Genomic DNA, 16,146 nt, shown 5'->3' on the forward strand with positions numbered 1-16,146 from the left:
ATTTAATCAGATAATATCCTAATCTTTATTTTTATCCTTATTTTTTAATTTTTTATGTTTTTTAATCAACCATTAACCTTTATTCTAATTATCTTATCATCACCCACCTTGGGAACACCCCGGCCATCATAATTACTGGTACTGATATACAAATAACCATCATGCGCCACCACATCCCTTATACGGCCCAAATTATTAAATAATTCTGCTTCACTAAGCATTTTCTGTCCACTATCATCCAGAAAAATCTGTCTTAGTTGATTACCTCTAAGGCCGGCCACATACAAATTTCCCTGGAAAAAGGTAATTCCAGACGGGGCTAAAGTAAAGTTTGTGTAGAAGATAAGTGGATTTTTATATTTGCCCGTTAAATTATCTCCTTCTTCTAATGGCCAACCATAATTTCCCCCTTTTACAATGATATTAATCTCATCATTCATGGTCTGCCCATGTTCGGATGAATACATGGTTCCATTGTCACTCCAGGTTATTCCCTGAGGATTCCTATGGCCATAGGACCATACATAATTTTTAAATGGATTATCAGTTGGCACAGAACCGTTTTTATTTAAACGAAGTATTTTACCAGCCAGAGAATTTACATCCTGGGCCAGATCTCTTTGAGAGGCATCGCCAGTAGTTGCATATAATTTACCGTCTGGCCCGAATTTAAGTCGGCCTGCATCGTGAGTTGATGCACTGGGGATGTTATCTAACAAAACCGTTTCATTTTCCAGTTTTTGATTTAAATTGAATCGAGAAATACTATTAGAGTCATTATCGGTATAATAAACATAGACATATTTGTTTTTAGAAAATTCTGGATCTACTGCCAACCCTAAGAGTCCTGATTCTCCTTCAGCCTTAACCGAGATATTACCCACTACAATAAGTGATTTACCATCCCAAGTACTGATTTTTCCATTCCGTTCGGTGAATATCATTGTTCCATTAGGCAGAAAATCAATGGCCCAAGGAGTATTAAGATTTTCCAAAACTACTTCTGATTGAAATCCTTTTTGATTGGCTGTTTGAGGCCATGTGACAAACATGATTAAAATAAAAGCTATTAAAATAATTATAATCCCAATGATTAATTTTTTATTCAATTTAAAACCCCTTTTTTCCCCGAATTTATATTTTTAGATAATATACTAAAATTAAAATAAGCAATTGAATTTATTTTAAATAAAAAGGCCAAATCTTAGTAATATTATTTAGTTTAGTTATTTCATATAATTTTCTATATTGAATAAAATAATAAATCGTGAATTGATTAAGGAGAATTTAATAGCAATTAATTTAACTCATATCTGGTGATTAAATGTTAAAAATAATTGACCATCTATTAGTTCAGGAAAAATTAACCAAAATAAGAAAAAAAGGAATTAATTCGGCCCATTTCAGGAAAGGGATTATTGAAATTGGTAGATTAATGGCCTATGAATTTGCTAATACATTAGAAAAAGAAAATATCAGCGTGGAAACACCATTAGGCCAGGCTAAGGGAATAGAAATAAAATCAAGAAAAGATATCGTTATTATCACCATATTAAGAGCTTCTTTACCCCTAACCAATGGCATATTGCGGGTTTTTCCAGAAGCACAGTATGGAGTGATTGGGGCCTGGAGACGTGACGAACCTCCCTTTGAAGTATGCATGGATTACCTCAAAATACCAGATTTAAATGATAAAATCGTGATTGTAGCAGATCCCATGCTGGCCACTGGAAATACTATGGAATTAATACTTAAAAAACTGGAAAGGTTTGGAAATCCCCAAAGACTGGCTCTATTTACTGTAATAAGCTCTGAACCAGGATTAGAAAAAATAATGGAAAATAATCCAGAACTGGAAATTTATACCTGTTCTGTGGAAAAAGAATTGAATGATGATGGATATATTGTGCCTGGCCTGGGAGATGCTGGAGATATTGCCTTTGGCAAGCCATCCAAATAGTTTTGGATATTATCCATAAGCATATTATCAATAAATAGACTGTCCATGGGCCACAGCTACAATTCCTGGAATTTCTTCAACTTCCAATTCAAATATGGCCTCCATTCCTTCTTCTTCAAAGGCCGCAACTTTTTTTGATTTTACTTTGCTGGTTAAAAGTGCTGCTACCGGTGGTGTTACCACAAATATAGCTCCGGCATCACCTAAAGATTTTGCAGTATCCTCACTTAGATTTCCTTTACCTATATGGATTAAAAGGCCTGCTTTGGCCATATAGGGCATGTTTCCCTCGATTTCTTCTTTGTTACTGGTGGTGGGTGCGATTCCCGCATCACTAACTGCACTATGCATCAGGGCCGCTCCTTGAATATCAATTGAGTTTTCACCATTTTCAATTGATTTAACCAGTCTTGGTAAAGCAGCATCTCTTCCAGTAAGCATTTTTCCACTTAAAAGAATCTGATCACCAACTTCCAAATCGTCAATTATTTCTTTAGTGGTGGGAATAGTAATTTTTTTCATTTTAAAACCTCATGAGCTATAAAATTATTTTACCTAAAATAGTTATAGAAAAATAAAAAATATTATTCCATAGTCCAATTTCACCATATCAATATACCTTGATTATAATTAATTTTAGGAATAATAAAAAGTAGGAAAATATAATCCATATTAATTTAATTATAGCTATTTTAAATATTTTCAAGGGTATCCATGAATTCAATTATATGTTCCCGTTTTATATGGGGCATTAGTACTACCCTTATGGCCGGAGGGCATGATGAAATAGAGACTGCCCATCCTTGAGCTTCAAGTTTTTCAGCCAACTCCTGAGCCAGCATTTGCTTAGAATTAAATGCAACTATATTCAATTCCTGTGAACTGACTAGTTCAAATCCTGCTTTGACCAGATTACTGGCTAAAAAGTCTGTTATTTCCATGGCCCTGGCCGCGAGTTTTGCATAACCTTCCCTACCCATATACTTCATTACAGCCCAAGTAGCAGCCGAAGAAGCACCAGTTCTGGTACCGGCAATAGTGGACTGCTGTTTTTCAGTGAGGTATGGAGTATCAATGTTCATGACATCCAGATACTCTTTTTCCCGAAACAAGATACATCCTGATGGAATAGGGGCCAAACCCATCTTATGAGGATCAATGGTAATTGAAGAAACTCCTTCCAGAGAAAAATCAAAATCAGGAAGTTTATATCCAATTTCTTTTAAAAAAGGTATTAAAAACCCTCCGAAGGCCGCATCAACATGTAGATAAATATTAGAATCCAAACAAATTTTGGAAAGTTCAGATATAGGGTCAATTTTACCTAGTTCCGTGGTTCCAGCCACACCAACTACTGCAATAGTATTTTTGGAGAGATTTTCCTGAAAACAATTCAAATCCATGCGATATTCGTCAGTCAATTCAACTTCTTTTAATTTTAAACCCAAGATATCGGCAGCCTTTTTAAAAGAAAAATGAGCAGATTTAGGAACCACAATCTCGAGAGTTCCATTTAATTCTTCACCCATAGTATTTTGGACCATATTCCTGGCTGCTCGCATGGCCATGAGATTAGCTTCCGTGCCACCAGTAATTACATGCCCATAAACATCTTTTTTGCCTAAAAGTTCACCTAGCATAGAAATTACTTCATTTTCCAGTGCTTTAGTACCTTTAAAAAGGCCAGGATCTCCCAAATTAGATTCTAAAAAATCACAATATACTTCCTTAGCAATAGGATGCGCACAGGTGCACATGGAACCTAATATTTTGCCGGAAGAATACTTTAGATCCTTTTTCTTGAACTCCTGAAGCGTTTCAAAGACCTGGCACTTGCTGAGTCCTGTTTTATCCATTTTAATGACACCTAGAATAAATTAATTAGAAAAATATTAAAAAAATTAAAAATTAGTTAAAGATAAACAATGAAAAGTTTATTCCGTAACCATCTTCCTAGCAGCCCTTAAAAGTAATTTTTGCTCTCCACGGGCCACAGTCCTTCTGACGTCAGCTACAGCATCCGTATTTGCAGATACACTGTCAATTCCAAGCTCTACCAGTTTTTCTACAATTTTAGGCATACTTCCAGCCTGGCCACAAATACTGGTTTTGACTCCAGCGGCATTACATTTCTTAATAACTCTTTCAATGAGTTTTAAAACTGCAGGGTGTCCTTCAGTGTATAAGCCTGCTACGTGCTCATTGTTTCTGTCAATGGCCAGAGTGTATTGGGTTAAATCATTAGTTCCAAAGCTTACAAAGTCAAGTCCCACATCAATGAAGTCTTCAATTATAAGAGCTGCTGCAGGAGTTTCTACCATGATTCCAAACTCTATATCCTTATGAGGTTTCAATCCAACTTCCTCGGCAATTTGCTTGGCCTTTTTAAGCTCGTCAGGGTGCTGTACTAAAGGTACCATAATACCAATATTGGTGTAGCCCTGTTCGTGAAGTTTTTTAATGGCATTGAATTCAGCTTTTAAGATTTCTGGTTCGTCCAGTTCCCTTCTGATTCCTCTCCAGCCCAGCATAGGGTTGTGTTCATAAGGTTCGTCTTGGCCACCATCTAATGTTTTAAATTCATCTGTTGGGGCATCCAGAGTTCGGTACCATACTGGTCGAGGATAAAATGCATCAGCTACTTTTAGAATATTTTCTACCAGTATTTTTACCAAATCATCTTCTCTTCCATCTGTAATGAACTTTTTAGGGTGGACTCCAGAGGTTAACATCATGTGTTCTGTTCGCAGTAAGCCCACACCGTCTGCTCCTGTAGCTGCTGCCTTTTGAGCCGCTTCAACCATACTTACATTGACTTTTACCTCAGTGACAGTTAATACTGGTGCTTCAGCAAATGTTTGTGTATCTTCCACTTTTTTCTCAGAAACTTTGAGTATTCCTTCGTAAATAATTCCCTTTTTACCATCCAGAGTAACTAATTGATTTTCATCAAGGGTTTTAGAAGCATCCGATGTCCCTACCACACAAGGTATTCCCAATTCCCTGGAAACAATAGCAGCGTGACAGGTTACTCCACCCTCATCGGTGATAATCCCACTGGCACGTTTCATGGCCGGAACCATGTCCGGAGTGGTCATAACAGTAACCAGAACGTCACCTTCATGAATTTTGTCCAGCTCATCAATATCATTAACTATTTTTACCGCACCAGAAGCCATACCCGGACTGGCGCCTAATCCCTTAGTTATTACTATTCTCTCTCTTTCTTCTGCATCTTGAGATTCGCTATGGTTTCCACCTAAAGTAGTAACTGGTCTGGACTGGAGCATGAATAGTTCACCATCTTTAAAAGCCCATTCAGTATCTTGTGGGAATTCATAGTGGTCGTGTATCCTTTTACCCATTTCAGTTAGAGTTTCCAGTTCATCTTCATTTAAAACCCGCTTGTTTTTCAAATCAGTGGGAACTTCTGTTTTAATGGTCTTTCCAGCCTTAGGGTCTTTTTTGAACATTACATTTTTCTCACTGATGGTAACTTCCAGAATTTCACCGGTAGCTTTGTCCACCCAGTAAGTGTCAGGAGTAACAGTTCCAGAAACTACAGCTTCACCTAATCCCCAAGAACCTTCAATAAGAATCTTTTCTTCACCAGTAGAAGGATGTACCGTGAACATTACACCTGCTTTTTCAGCTTCCACCATTTCTTGAACTACTACTGCAATATATACCTTGGAGTGATCAAAATTATTTTCTTCTCTGTAGAAAATTGCTCTTGCTTCAAAAAGAGATGCCCAACATTTTTGCACATATTCTAAGACATCTTGTGGGCCTTTAATATTAAGAAAAGTATCTTGCTGTCCTGCGAAAGAGGCTTCAGGTAAATCTTCTGCTGTGGCAGATGAACGAATGGCCACAAAAACATTTTCAGTACCAATACGTTGGCAAAGTGCATTGTAAGCTTCTATAATCAACGTTTTAATGTCTTCAGGAACTTCGGTTTCAATAATGATTTTTTTAATATTTTTAGCGGCTTCCTGGAGTTTTTTATTGTTATTAACATCCAGAGAGTCTAAAAAGCCCATTACTTCACCATAAATCCCTGTTTCTCTCATAAATTTATCATAGGTTTCGGATGTTACCACAAATCCCGGAGGAACTGGGATTCCAGCTTGAGTTAATTCTCCTAAATTAGCTCCCTTTCCACCAGCAATATCCACATCTTCCTTGTTTAAATCCTCAAAAAATGCCACATACATGTTTTATCCCCTTAAAACCTCATTATTGTTCAAAAATAATTGTGATTAATCAAATCCATTAATTAATTACAGATATTAACTAATTTTATTTATCCATAGATATTTAGATAAATTACGAATCAGATCGCGCAAATGTAGTCTAAAACTTAAATTAAATATATTTTAAAAGATTAAAAGGTTAAATTGGTTAAATAAACCAATTTAAATATAATTATCTATTTGACTAGTTCTTCTCCCTTGTCAACAACTACTCTACAGGAAACTGGGAATTTCATAGCTGCTCTTCTAAGGGCCTCTTTGGCATCTAAAAAGTTTTTCTTGTTGGTTTGAATAGTGAGTATCTTCTGATTTTTCTTCACTATGGCTACAGAACTTACTGCTTTACCAAAAGCTTTTCTCATACCATCTTGTACCCGGTCAGCACCGGCCCCAGTGGCCATAGGGTTTTCCCTGACAATGTGGTGCGGATAAACTCGTATTTTCAGGTGGTAACCCATTCTACCAGCTTTTCTCTGCATAAATCTGTTGGAAGCAATCCTGGATGCTTCTAAAGCGTTGTGTTGAATTTGGGTAGGGGCCTTCACTGCTAAACTCACAGATATAGGAAATTCCGCTGATAAGTTACCCATATCATATTGAACTATCCTTGACCCTGGGATTTTTCTAATGTAATCTCTTCTTGTGTATGCTCGAACCATAAATAAATCCTCCATAAAAATTTCTATCAATTAAACATTGAAAATTGAGAATGATAACTGAAATGATAACTTAGATTAAGTTAAGTTCAATTTCTTGATAACCATTAATAAACGTTACCGTCAAAAATGTAATTGATATAAATTATAATTAAATATGAAATATTTTCAAATAACTTTTTATCAGTATTATTCTAAATAAAATTAATTTTCTTAATAAATTAATTATTAATTAAAATCATTATTAAAATTCATCTCAATTCATTCATATTATTATCTTTAATATATCTTCAATTTTAAATATATCTTTAATATTATTTTTTAACATAAATAGTCCATATTATTATAAAGATTATTTTTAATATATACTAAATAATTATCTACTAATTAATTTAATATTTAATAAAGTATTTATTATTTGAAATTTTTATGTGGAAAATTTTATTGAAAGCAAAATAGAATTAAAAATAAATTAAATTAATTAAAAATAATTAAAATCCTATTTAAATATTATGATAAGGTGTTAAAATGAAAATCGCTGTAACCGGAAAAGGAGGAGTAGGTAAAACAACTCTTTCCAGTACATTGTCATGTATTTTCTCCAAAAAGTACAAAGTATTCGCTATAGATGCTGATCCAGACATGAATTTAGCATCTAGTCTTGGAATACATGATAAAATTACCCCCATATCTGAAATGAGGGATTTAATAAAGGATAGGACTGGAGCAGAACCAGGATCTTCCTTTGGAGAAGTATTCAAAATGAACCCTAAAATCAGCGATCTTCCCGAGACATTATCCATTGATTATGGTCCTGATGGAAATCTAAAAATTCTAGTCATGGGAACTGTAGATAAAGGTGGAGATGGATGCGTATGTCCAGCCTCTGTCCTTTTGAAAGCTCTTTTAAGACATATGATACTAAAAAAAGACGAAATAGTTATTCTAGATATGGAAGCTGGAATAGAACATTTAGGACGTAAAACTGCAGAATCTGTGGATATGATGATTGTAGTAGTTGAACCCGGTTTAAAATCTCTGGAAACTGCCCAGAGAATAAAAAAACTGGCCGGAGACATTGGAGTACAGAATATAGTGGCTGTAATTAACAAAGTTTCTAGCGTGGAAGAAGAGGAATTCGTTGAGAAAAAACTAAAACAACTGGATGTTGACATGTTAGGAAGCATTCCCCGCGATTCATTTGTGATCAACGCCGACATGGAAGGCAAGCCTCTTAATCAATACCCTGATTCAGATGCCTTAAAATCGATTGAAGATATTGGAAAAAAAATATTAAATATCTCGGGTATGGATTAATGGAATCGATTAAATAATTATTATTCATAAATTATTAAATCAATTAATTATAATCAATCAATATTTCTGAAATCATAAATGGAATAACATAAATTAAAGATGATATCATGTTTATTAAGGCCCAAATATTAATGAAATATGAAAATAAAGAGCAGGCAGAAATTTCCTTAAAATCTCTGGATCCAGAAAACAAAAATTACTTGGAATCCGAAATTGAAGGCTCTGAAGTGAAATTTGAGATAAAAGGAAATTCACTCAGTACATTCTTAGCTACAGCAGACGACCTCATATTCTGCGAAATGACGGTAGAGAAAATTTTAGAAGATATAAAAGGGTCGTGAAGTAAATTTAGCGGCTATTAATGGCCAATCAAACCATTCATTTAATTAACTGAATTTAATTTAACTAAAATTTAACTAGTATAGTTGAATTTAATAATATCAATTGAAATATTGACAATTATCATATTTTAAGGAATAATAATCGAAATCATATTAAAAGGTGAAAATAATGAAATTCATACTCCAGGGCGAAATAACTTTCAGTAAATACATCGAAGAAGCTCAAGAAGATATAAAAAAGTTTATTGAAGACGCTAACAGTGAATTACTTCTAAAAGGAGTTCCTGAAGGTAAAGAAGAAGAAGGAGCTCAAATTACCGATTGGGAAATAGATGGCAGTATCTTAAAAGTCACTATAGAATCTGGCCATCGCGTAAGGGCCCACGATGCCATTTTGCGAATGAAAAAGCCATTAACCCAATTATTAGGCCAAAAATATCACATGGGAATACGTAAAATCTTTGTACCCAAATACAAAACTATTATTCCTACTGGAAAGGACAAATACGATGTGAATTTTGATTTAGCCAAAAAATTACCACAAATCACTGATTTTAAAATAAACGACAATGAAGTGATTGTAGAAGTACATGATATGGAAGAGGCAGATTTAAGGAAGCATATCGTCAACAGAGTTTTAAAATATGTTACTGCACCAGAAACTGGTGATGGGAAAACAAATGACCAAAACACCACTAAAGAAGGCACCGATGAAGATAAACCTACAGATATACTTACCAGACAGGTCACTAAAGTCACCCCCGGTAAAATAATAGCTCGCAGTGAAAAAAGAACTCCTCTTTTTGAAGGGGACCCTACTGAAGAGTCCATAAAACAGGGTTGGGTAAAAAAATTCCCTGGAAGGGGTCAATGGACCTATGCACCACCCATGGTAGCCTTGCAGCGAACTTTGGAAGAAATTTTGCTGGAAAACATTGTAATTCCTTTAGGCTTTGAGGAATATTTGTTCCCCAAACTGATTCCTATTCCAATAATGCACAAAATGAGATATCTAGAAGGGCTTCCCGAAGGAATGTATTATTGCAGTGCCCCCAAAAGAGACCCAGCGACTTTTGAAAAGTTTAAAAATGAATTAATAATAAACAAAGAAGTTCCTATTGACTTATTAAAAGAAGGGCTTAAAGATCCAGGTTATGTAATTGCTCCGGCCCAATGCGAACCATTTTACGAATTTTTAAGCCATGAAGTGGTTAATGAACAAGACCTACCTATTAAAGCCTATGATAAAAGTGGATGGACCTACCGGTGGGAAGCCGGTGGAGCAAAAGGCCTGGATAGAGTACATGAGTTCCAGCGAACTGAACTAGTATGGTTAGGAACTCCCGAGCAGACCAATGAAATAAGAGATAAAACCCTAGAATTATCCCATCAAATAGCAGATAAAATGGAACTGGAATGGTACACCGAAATCGGAGACGATCCATTTTATTTAGAAGGACGTAAAGTGGAAGAAAGAGGAATAGAATTCCCAGACGTACCTAAATACGAAATGAGATTAAGTTTACCTGGTCAAGATAAAGGAGTAGCTGTGGTTTCTGCCAATGTCCATGGAACACACTTTATAGAAGGATTTTCTATTAAAGAAGCTCGAAATCAAAGAATATGGACTGGATGTACTGGTATTGGACTATCCCGATGGGTCTTCGGATTCTTGGCTCAGAAAGGATTTGACACCACACAATGGCCAGAACTGGTTAGGGAAAAAGTAGAAATGGTTAAGGTGCCTAAGATGGTTACCTGGCCTTAAATTCCATATTTTCCTATTTACTCAATTAATATCTTAAATTTTCAGTATTTTAAAAGATATATTCAAATATTTTTGATAATAAAATATCTTAGAGTGTATTTAAACAAATTAGGTCCATGAAAAAACTCCATTAAATCCGGAGTAACAATTAGTTTAAATTCATCAGGTGAAAAAATGAACTGTGAAAATCATCCAGATAGAGAAGGTGTGGCCGCCTGTGTAAGTTGTGGTAAAGTTATTTGTGGGGAATGTCGTCTAAAATTGGCCGGTAAGAACTACTGTCAGGAATGTGCTGATGAACTGGTTGAGGGAAAACAAGACCCCTATAAAAAGTCAGAACAAACAATTAAAGAAACATATCTGGAACGAGAACCATATTCTGAACCTGAAAATGAACCTGAACCATATTCACGAAAATACACCAGAGGAATGCCTCAACCAAGAAAAGAAGAAACACCTAAAAAAAGCAATACATTTTTACTGTTCTGTGTGGCCTTTTTAGTAACTCTAATAATTTTAGGAGTTATTTTATATGCGGCTTATGTAATTTATCTGGCCCCATCCTATGGAGATATTAATAGCCTAATAAATCAGATTTTGAATAATCCTAGGGGCGTTATTAACTCCTTAGGATTTTAATTAATCAAATTTATTTTATTTATTAAAAATATCATTATAATTTTTAGAAAATGAAATAAATAACAAAATAAAATTCATTTAATTTTTTGAAGTGCTAAAATGTCTGAAAAAGATCAGCGAAATTCTGGGCCTTTAAAAAGATATCACATCCCATTATGCCATAGACTACCCGATCGAACTATTTATATTAGAGAACATCCATTACCATTATGTGCTCGATGTACTGGTGCATTTTTAGGGATTTTTACATTACCTCTATTTCATGGAGGAATAATTGATCCTAATATTATTAATACAATTCTTTTGGCATTGCCCGCTACCATTGATGCAACCACCCAATACTGGGGATGGAGAAATAGTAACAATTTACTCAGATTAATGACGGGTTTTCTCTTAGGATGTTCTTTAGCTTCATTAATAGTAATTATTGTGCGAAATCTAATTAATTTATTTTTATACTAATAATATTAAGCTAAATAGGGTAATTAGACCAACTAACAAATTATTAACTAAAAGCCCGAGATAATAAGAAAATCAAGAAGATTTTGGCTATTAAATAAATAATAAATATAAAAAGAAAAGAATATAAATATATATTGGAATTTTAAATAATTATTGACAACAGATGATTAAATAAAGCTCTAATATATCATTAAAAGTTATAATAATAATTAATCTGATAAATTAGTATTTTTAGGTTTTAATGAGGCATATAATGAAAATATCCACTCAACCCAAAATTACATTTTTCCAAGGCATACTTATTTCTTTAATAATTCTAATTAGTTTTAGTTATTTAGTTTTATATTCCACTGACCCTTATTTCAAATTAGTTACTAGTGACTTATTTAACTCGTTTACCCCAATATTAGCTGCAATTTGCCTTTTGTATGCTGCAAAATTTTCTAAATTTCATTCAAAACGTACATATCTTGCATGGACTTTTTTTAGTCTTGCTTTAATATCATGGGGATTAGGAGAAATGATATATACTTTTCTCGAGATTGTTCTACAGCAAGAACCATTTCCATCTCTGGCAGATTTATTTTATTTGGGAGCTTACCCTCTATTTATTATAGGCATCTTTTATCTACCCTCAAAAAAATTAAAACACAGTGAATACACCAAAATATTACTGGATATGGGCATTATAATAATTTCTGCTGGAATAATAATCTGGAATTTTCTAATTGAACCAATTTTCAATTCAAGTGATTCATTAGCATTAGCATTAATATCTGCAGCGTATCCCATAGGTGATTTATTATTAATATTTGGATTATTAATATTAATTTTCAGGCCTCTGACAAAGCCCATGAAAGGTTCTTTGATACTTTTAATATTAGGCATCATAGCCATGATAATATCAGATTTTTTGTTTGCTTATCAATCATTATTAGGAACTTATGTATCGGGAAGTGCCATAGATGCTGGTTGGATGGTTTCATTTATCCTTATAGGATTATCCGGAATATTACATGCTGAAAAAATGTATTTTAAGGCCAATAACCCAGAATATTTCTCTAAAAACAAAATTTCAGGAAAAGTAACTTCTTGGTATAATTATTTAACTTACTTCTGGATTCTAGTTCCATTTTCTCTACTAATATGGGGCCATTACAATAAAATAAATACTGAATTCCATATTTTAGCATTAAGTATTGGTATAATAATAGGATTAATTATTATAAGACATATATTGGTCCTAAATGAAAATAAAAAACTGTATAACCAGTTAGAATCATCCCATGATGAATTAAAAATTAGAGTTAAACAACGAACAGAAGATCTGGCAAATATAAACCTGGAATTAAAAAATGAAATTATTGAACGGGAAAAAACCGAGCAAGAACTAAAATTAAAAGCAAAACTATTAGATTCCTCTAATGATTCCATTATGTTACATGATTTGGATGGAAATCCCATATATATGAATGAATCCGCTTACAAATCACTGAACTACAATAAAGAAGAAATGATGCATATCTCACTCCATGAAATGGAATCTCAACAAGAACAGAATAAAATGCCATTCCGTGTTAAAGAACTTATGGAAAAAGGGCATGTTTTTTTTTGAATCTGAAAATATTCGAAAAGATGGTTCTATAAAACCCGTGGAAGTTTATACACAATTAATAGAATTCAATAACCAACAACTTATCCTAGGTATTGCTCGAGACATCAGCGAACGTAAAAAAGCAGAGCGAAAAATAAAAGAATATCAGGAACATTTGGAAGATCTAGTCAAATTACGTACATCTTCATTAAAACATATTAATGAAAAACTCCGCAAAGAGATATCTGAAAGAAAAAGGATACAAAATGAACTTAAAAAATCAGAAATTATGTATCGATCAATATTTGAAAATACAGGAACTGCTACTATAATTCTTGAAAATGATGGTAATGTATCCCTTATCAATGAAGAAACCAGTATATTATCCGGTTATTCTAAAGAAGAAATGGAAGGTAAACAATGGACAGAATTCATTGCGCCATCAGATATTGTAAAAATAAAATCTTATGAAAATTTAAGAAAAAGCACTCCTGAAATAATACCTCGCAGATATGAAACCACTGGAATTTCTAAAGATGGACAAATTAAAAATATCATTCTAACAATTGATAGGATTCCTGAGACAGAACTAATTGTTGTTTCTTTTTTAGATATTACTGAACTTAGAAAAGTTGAAAATGAAATTAAAAACTCCCTTAAAGAAAAAGAAGTGCTTCTTAGAGAAATCCATCATAGAGTAAAAAACAATATGCAGATAATTTCAAGCTTGCTTAGTATTCAATCAAATTACCTTGATAATAAAAAAGCTCGTGAGATTTTTCAGGAAAGTCAAAACAGAATTAGATCCATGTCTATGGTCCATGAAAGATTATATCAATCCAAAGACCTGGCCAGAATAAACATGATGGAATACGTTAAATCCATAACCTATGGAATATTAGTTTCATTTAAAAAAGATCCAGATCTTATTAAACTAAAAATAAACTTTGAAAATATCTGGCTTAATATGGATACAGTTATACCTTGTGGCTTGATTATTACAGAATTAGTCACTAATTCTTTAAAATACGCTTTTCCAGATAATATGTCCGGTGCGATAAACATTGATTTAAAACCACTCGGAAAAGACGAATTTTTACTATGTGTAGGGGATAATGGAGTAGGGATATCTAAAGATATAAAATTTGAAGAAATAAAAACATTGGGTTTACTATTAATAAATTCATTAGTAAAACAGCTTGACGGAAATATAATTCTAGATAGAAGCCAAGGTACACTTTTCAAGATTAAATTTAAAGAATTGAAATATAAGGATAGAATGTGAATATATCTTTAGAATTATATATTAAAATAAAAATAATATTGCTAATCTGGGAGGAATCCTATGAAAGAAAATAATGAACTTTTAAGAATCATAACCAGTAACACCCTAGATGTTATAGTAAAACTTGATTCACAAGGAATTGTCGAATATACAACTCCTTCCATTAAAAAGATATTAGGATATACTCCCTCAGAAATAATTGGAACCCCCTTAAATCAAATTTTACATCCCGAAGATATAGAAAAGCTCGAATATAGTGTTAAAAAAGCTTTAAATATGGATTCATCTATTAAAATTCAGCACCGCTCTCGGAAAGCCGATGGACAGTATATCTGGATGGAAAGCATCGTAAATATTTTATTTAATGATAAAAAGCAGATTACTGGGAGTGTAATTAATAGCCGAGATATCAGTGAATTAAAAAATGTAGAAAAGGATTTGAAATATAGATTAGAATTTGAAAAAATCATAATGGATGTTTCAGCTTCTTTTATTGATATTGGTATAAGTAAAGTAGATGAAAATATCACCGAAACCATGCACCTAGTGGGTGATTTTGCAGGTGTTGACCGTAGTTATGTGTTTTTATTTTATGATAATAAAGAAAAAATGGACAATACTCATGAATGGTGTGCTAAAGGTATAGAACCTCAAATTGAAAATTTAAAAGGCCTGGATGTCAGTGAATTTCCATGGTGGATGAAGAATCTAAATAAATCTAAAACTATCCATGTTCCAGTCGTTTCAGAACTCCCTCCAGAAGCAAATAATGAAAAAGAGATATTGGAAAGTCAAAACATCAAATCAGTAGTAGTTGTTCCTTTGATTGCGGATAAGAATCTTATTGGGTTTCTTGGTTTTGATTCAGTCCATAAGCCATTGATATGGCCCGATGACATTTTATATTTGCTTAGAATTGTTGGAGATATCATATCAAGCGCCATATCTCAAAAAAATGCTAAGGAGGAATTACAGAAATCAAAAGAAGAATTGGAAATTCGGGTAAAAGAGAGAACTTTAGAATTAATGGAATCTAATCTGGCATTGAAAGCAGAAATAGAAGAGCGTAAGCACATTCAAAACCAACTGAGTTCTTCTTTGAAAGAAAAAGAAATGCTTTTAAAGGAAATTTATCACCGGGTGAAAAACAATTTAATGGTAATATCCAGCCTACTTAACCTCCAATCTCGCTACATTAAAGATAAAGAAGCATTAAGTATTTTTAAAGAAAGTCAAAGTCGTGCAAACTCAATGGCACTTATACATGAAAAATTATACCGATCCAGTGATTTAAAGCGAATAAATTTTGGAGAATATATTCGCACATTATCCACCGATCTTTTCCACACTTATGTGGCCGATCCCAGCCTTATCAGCCTAAATATGGATGTTGAAAACCTAATGTTAGATATAAACACTACAGTTCCCCTTGGACTGATTTTAAATGAACTGGTAACCAATTGTATGAAACATGCATTTCCAGATGGTAGAAAAGGGGAAATATACATAAATTTCCATAAAAAAAAGGACATATTTATTCTGAATGTTAGAGACGATGGAATAGGTTTCCCTCAGGATCTGGATTTAGAAAATACCGGGACATTAGGAATGCAGTTGATTACTAGTTTAACTGAACAAATTGATGGGGAAATGGAATTAAATAAAACAAATGGAACTGACTTTAAAATTAAATTTAAAGAATTATATAAATAATTTTTAAAAACACCATTATTAGTATTTTTTTTTAATAATTACTTTTTAAAAGAGATAAAAATAAATTTGAATTGAATGTTAATTCTGAATTATTATTATTATTATCAGATCAATATACTAAAGAAATTATACTAATAAAATTCAATAATTTTATT

The 16,146-nt window shown here is 33.1% G+C and carries 14 protein-coding genes; 9 read left to right on the plus strand and 5 right to left on the minus strand.

Going from position 1 to position 16,146, the window contains the following annotated elements; translation table 11 throughout:
* Positions 1 to 65: 65 nt before the first annotated feature.
* On the minus strand, positions 66 to 1,109 hold the full coding sequence (locus Q7I96_06025) for a PQQ-dependent sugar dehydrogenase (protein ID MDO9627165.1): 1,044 nt from the start codon (positions 1,107 to 1,109) through the stop codon (positions 66 to 68).
* A 215-nt stretch (positions 1,110 to 1,324) separates the two neighbouring features.
* On the opposite strand from Q7I96_06025, the gene upp reads away from it, so the two are divergent.
* The gene (gene upp, locus Q7I96_06030) at positions 1,325 to 1,960 is read left to right on the plus strand and encodes a uracil phosphoribosyltransferase (GenBank protein MDO9627166.1); all 636 of its coding nucleotides are present in this window, start codon (positions 1,325 to 1,327) and stop codon (positions 1,958 to 1,960) included.
* Between the two features lie 27 nt (positions 1,961 to 1,987).
* Here upp and Q7I96_06035 read toward each other — a convergent pair whose 3' ends face one another.
* From Q7I96_06035 to rplJ, 4 genes are all read right to left on the minus strand, one after another.
* Positions 1,988 to 2,482 carry a fumarate hydratase C-terminal domain-containing protein gene (locus Q7I96_06035; protein ID MDO9627167.1) on the minus strand — a complete coding sequence of 165 codons (495 nt, stop codon included), beginning with the start codon at positions 2,480 to 2,482 and terminating at the stop codon, positions 1,988 to 1,990.
* A gap of 170 nt (positions 2,483 to 2,652) precedes the next feature.
* Positions 2,653 to 3,816, minus strand: coding sequence for a tyrosine decarboxylase MfnA (gene mfnA, locus Q7I96_06040; protein ID MDO9627168.1), 1,164 nt, complete (start codon positions 3,814 to 3,816; stop codon positions 2,653 to 2,655).
* A 78-nt stretch (positions 3,817 to 3,894) separates the two neighbouring features.
* Positions 3,895 to 6,177: a phosphoenolpyruvate synthase gene (ppsA, locus tag Q7I96_06045; protein ID MDO9627169.1), complete on the minus strand. Its 2,283-nt coding sequence runs from the start codon at positions 6,175 to 6,177 to the stop codon at positions 3,895 to 3,897.
* A 215-nt stretch (positions 6,178 to 6,392) separates the two neighbouring features.
* Positions 6,393 to 6,875, minus strand: a complete 483-nt coding sequence (gene rplJ / locus Q7I96_06050; GenBank protein ID MDO9627170.1) for a 50S ribosomal protein L16 — start codon at positions 6,873 to 6,875, stop codon at positions 6,393 to 6,395.
* Between the two features lie 525 nt (positions 6,876 to 7,400).
* Between rplJ and Q7I96_06055 the strand changes: the two genes are divergently transcribed.
* The 8 genes from Q7I96_06055 (at position 7,401) to Q7I96_06090 (ending at position 15,991) form a co-directional block, all read left to right on the plus strand.
* The gene (locus tag Q7I96_06055; protein ID MDO9627171.1) at positions 7,401 to 8,189 is read left to right on the plus strand and encodes an AAA family ATPase; all 789 of its coding nucleotides are present in this window, start codon (positions 7,401 to 7,403) and stop codon (positions 8,187 to 8,189) included.
* Positions 8,190 to 8,296: 107 nt separating this feature from the next.
* Positions 8,297 to 8,530 carry a KEOPS complex subunit Pcc1 gene (locus Q7I96_06060; protein ID MDO9627172.1) on the plus strand — a complete coding sequence of 78 codons (234 nt, stop codon included), beginning with the start codon at positions 8,297 to 8,299 and terminating at the stop codon, positions 8,528 to 8,530.
* A gap of 169 nt (positions 8,531 to 8,699) precedes the next feature.
* Positions 8,700 to 10,298: a serine--tRNA ligase gene (gene serS, locus Q7I96_06065; GenBank protein MDO9627173.1), complete on the plus strand. Its 1,599-nt coding sequence runs from the start codon at positions 8,700 to 8,702 to the stop codon at positions 10,296 to 10,298.
* 174 nt (positions 10,299 to 10,472) lie between these two features.
* The gene (locus Q7I96_06070) at positions 10,473 to 10,937 is read left to right on the plus strand and encodes a B-box zinc finger protein (GenBank protein MDO9627174.1); all 465 of its coding nucleotides are present in this window, start codon (positions 10,473 to 10,475) and stop codon (positions 10,935 to 10,937) included.
* 99 nt (positions 10,938 to 11,036) lie between these two features.
* Positions 11,037 to 11,399: a DUF2085 domain-containing protein gene (locus tag Q7I96_06075; protein ID MDO9627175.1), complete on the plus strand. Its 363-nt coding sequence runs from the start codon at positions 11,037 to 11,039 to the stop codon at positions 11,397 to 11,399.
* 520 nt (positions 11,400 to 11,919) lie between these two features.
* Positions 11,920 to 13,014, plus strand: a complete 1,095-nt coding sequence (locus Q7I96_06080) for a hypothetical protein (protein ID MDO9627176.1) — start codon at positions 11,920 to 11,922, stop codon at positions 13,012 to 13,014.
* On the plus strand, positions 13,001 to 14,278 hold the full coding sequence (locus Q7I96_06085) for a histidine kinase dimerization/phosphoacceptor domain -containing protein (GenBank protein ID MDO9627177.1): 1,278 nt from the start codon (positions 13,001 to 13,003) through the stop codon (positions 14,276 to 14,278). The genes Q7I96_06080 and Q7I96_06085 overlap by 14 nt, the downstream gene beginning before the upstream one ends.
* A gap of 60 nt (positions 14,279 to 14,338) precedes the next feature.
* Positions 14,339 to 15,991: a histidine kinase dimerization/phosphoacceptor domain -containing protein gene (locus Q7I96_06090; GenBank protein MDO9627178.1), complete on the plus strand. Its 1,653-nt coding sequence runs from the start codon at positions 14,339 to 14,341 to the stop codon at positions 15,989 to 15,991.
* Positions 15,992 to 16,146 lie beyond the last annotated feature (155 nt).

Source organism: Methanobacteriaceae archaeon (assembly GCA_030656015.1).
Taxonomy (GTDB): Archaea; Methanobacteriota; Methanobacteria; order Methanobacteriales; family Methanobacteriaceae; genus UBA349.

Coding starts and splice junctions, on each gene's coding strand:
- upp (MDO9627166.1), top strand. CDS start 1,325: ATGTTAAAAATAATTGACCATCTATTAGTTCAGGAAAAATTAACCAAA.
- Q7I96_06035 (MDO9627167.1), bottom strand. CDS start 2,482: ATGAAAAAAATTACTATTCCCACCACTAAAGAAATAATTGACGATTTG.
- mfnA (MDO9627168.1), bottom strand. CDS start 3,816: ATGGATAAAACAGGACTCAGCAAGTGCCAGGTCTTTGAAACGCTTCAG.
- ppsA (MDO9627169.1), bottom strand. CDS start 6,177: ATGTATGTGGCATTTTTTGAGGATTTAAACAAGGAAGATGTGGATATT.
- rplJ (MDO9627170.1), bottom strand. CDS start 6,875: ATGGTTCGAGCATACACAAGAAGAGATTACATTAGAAAAATCCCAGGG.
- Q7I96_06055 (MDO9627171.1), top strand. CDS start 7,401: ATGAAAATCGCTGTAACCGGAAAAGGAGGAGTAGGTAAAACAACTCTT.
- Q7I96_06060 (MDO9627172.1), top strand. CDS start 8,297: ATGTTTATTAAGGCCCAAATATTAATGAAATATGAAAATAAAGAGCAG.
- serS (MDO9627173.1), top strand. CDS start 8,700: ATGAAATTCATACTCCAGGGCGAAATAACTTTCAGTAAATACATCGAA.
- Q7I96_06070 (MDO9627174.1), top strand. CDS start 10,473: ATGAACTGTGAAAATCATCCAGATAGAGAAGGTGTGGCCGCCTGTGTA.
- Q7I96_06075 (MDO9627175.1), top strand. CDS start 11,037: ATGTCTGAAAAAGATCAGCGAAATTCTGGGCCTTTAAAAAGATATCAC.
- Q7I96_06080 (MDO9627176.1), top strand. CDS start 11,920: ATGATATATACTTTTCTCGAGATTGTTCTACAGCAAGAACCATTTCCA.
- Q7I96_06085 (MDO9627177.1), top strand. CDS start 13,001: ATGTTTTTTTTTGAATCTGAAAATATTCGAAAAGATGGTTCTATAAAA.
- Q7I96_06090 (MDO9627178.1), top strand. CDS start 14,339: ATGAAAGAAAATAATGAACTTTTAAGAATCATAACCAGTAACACCCTA.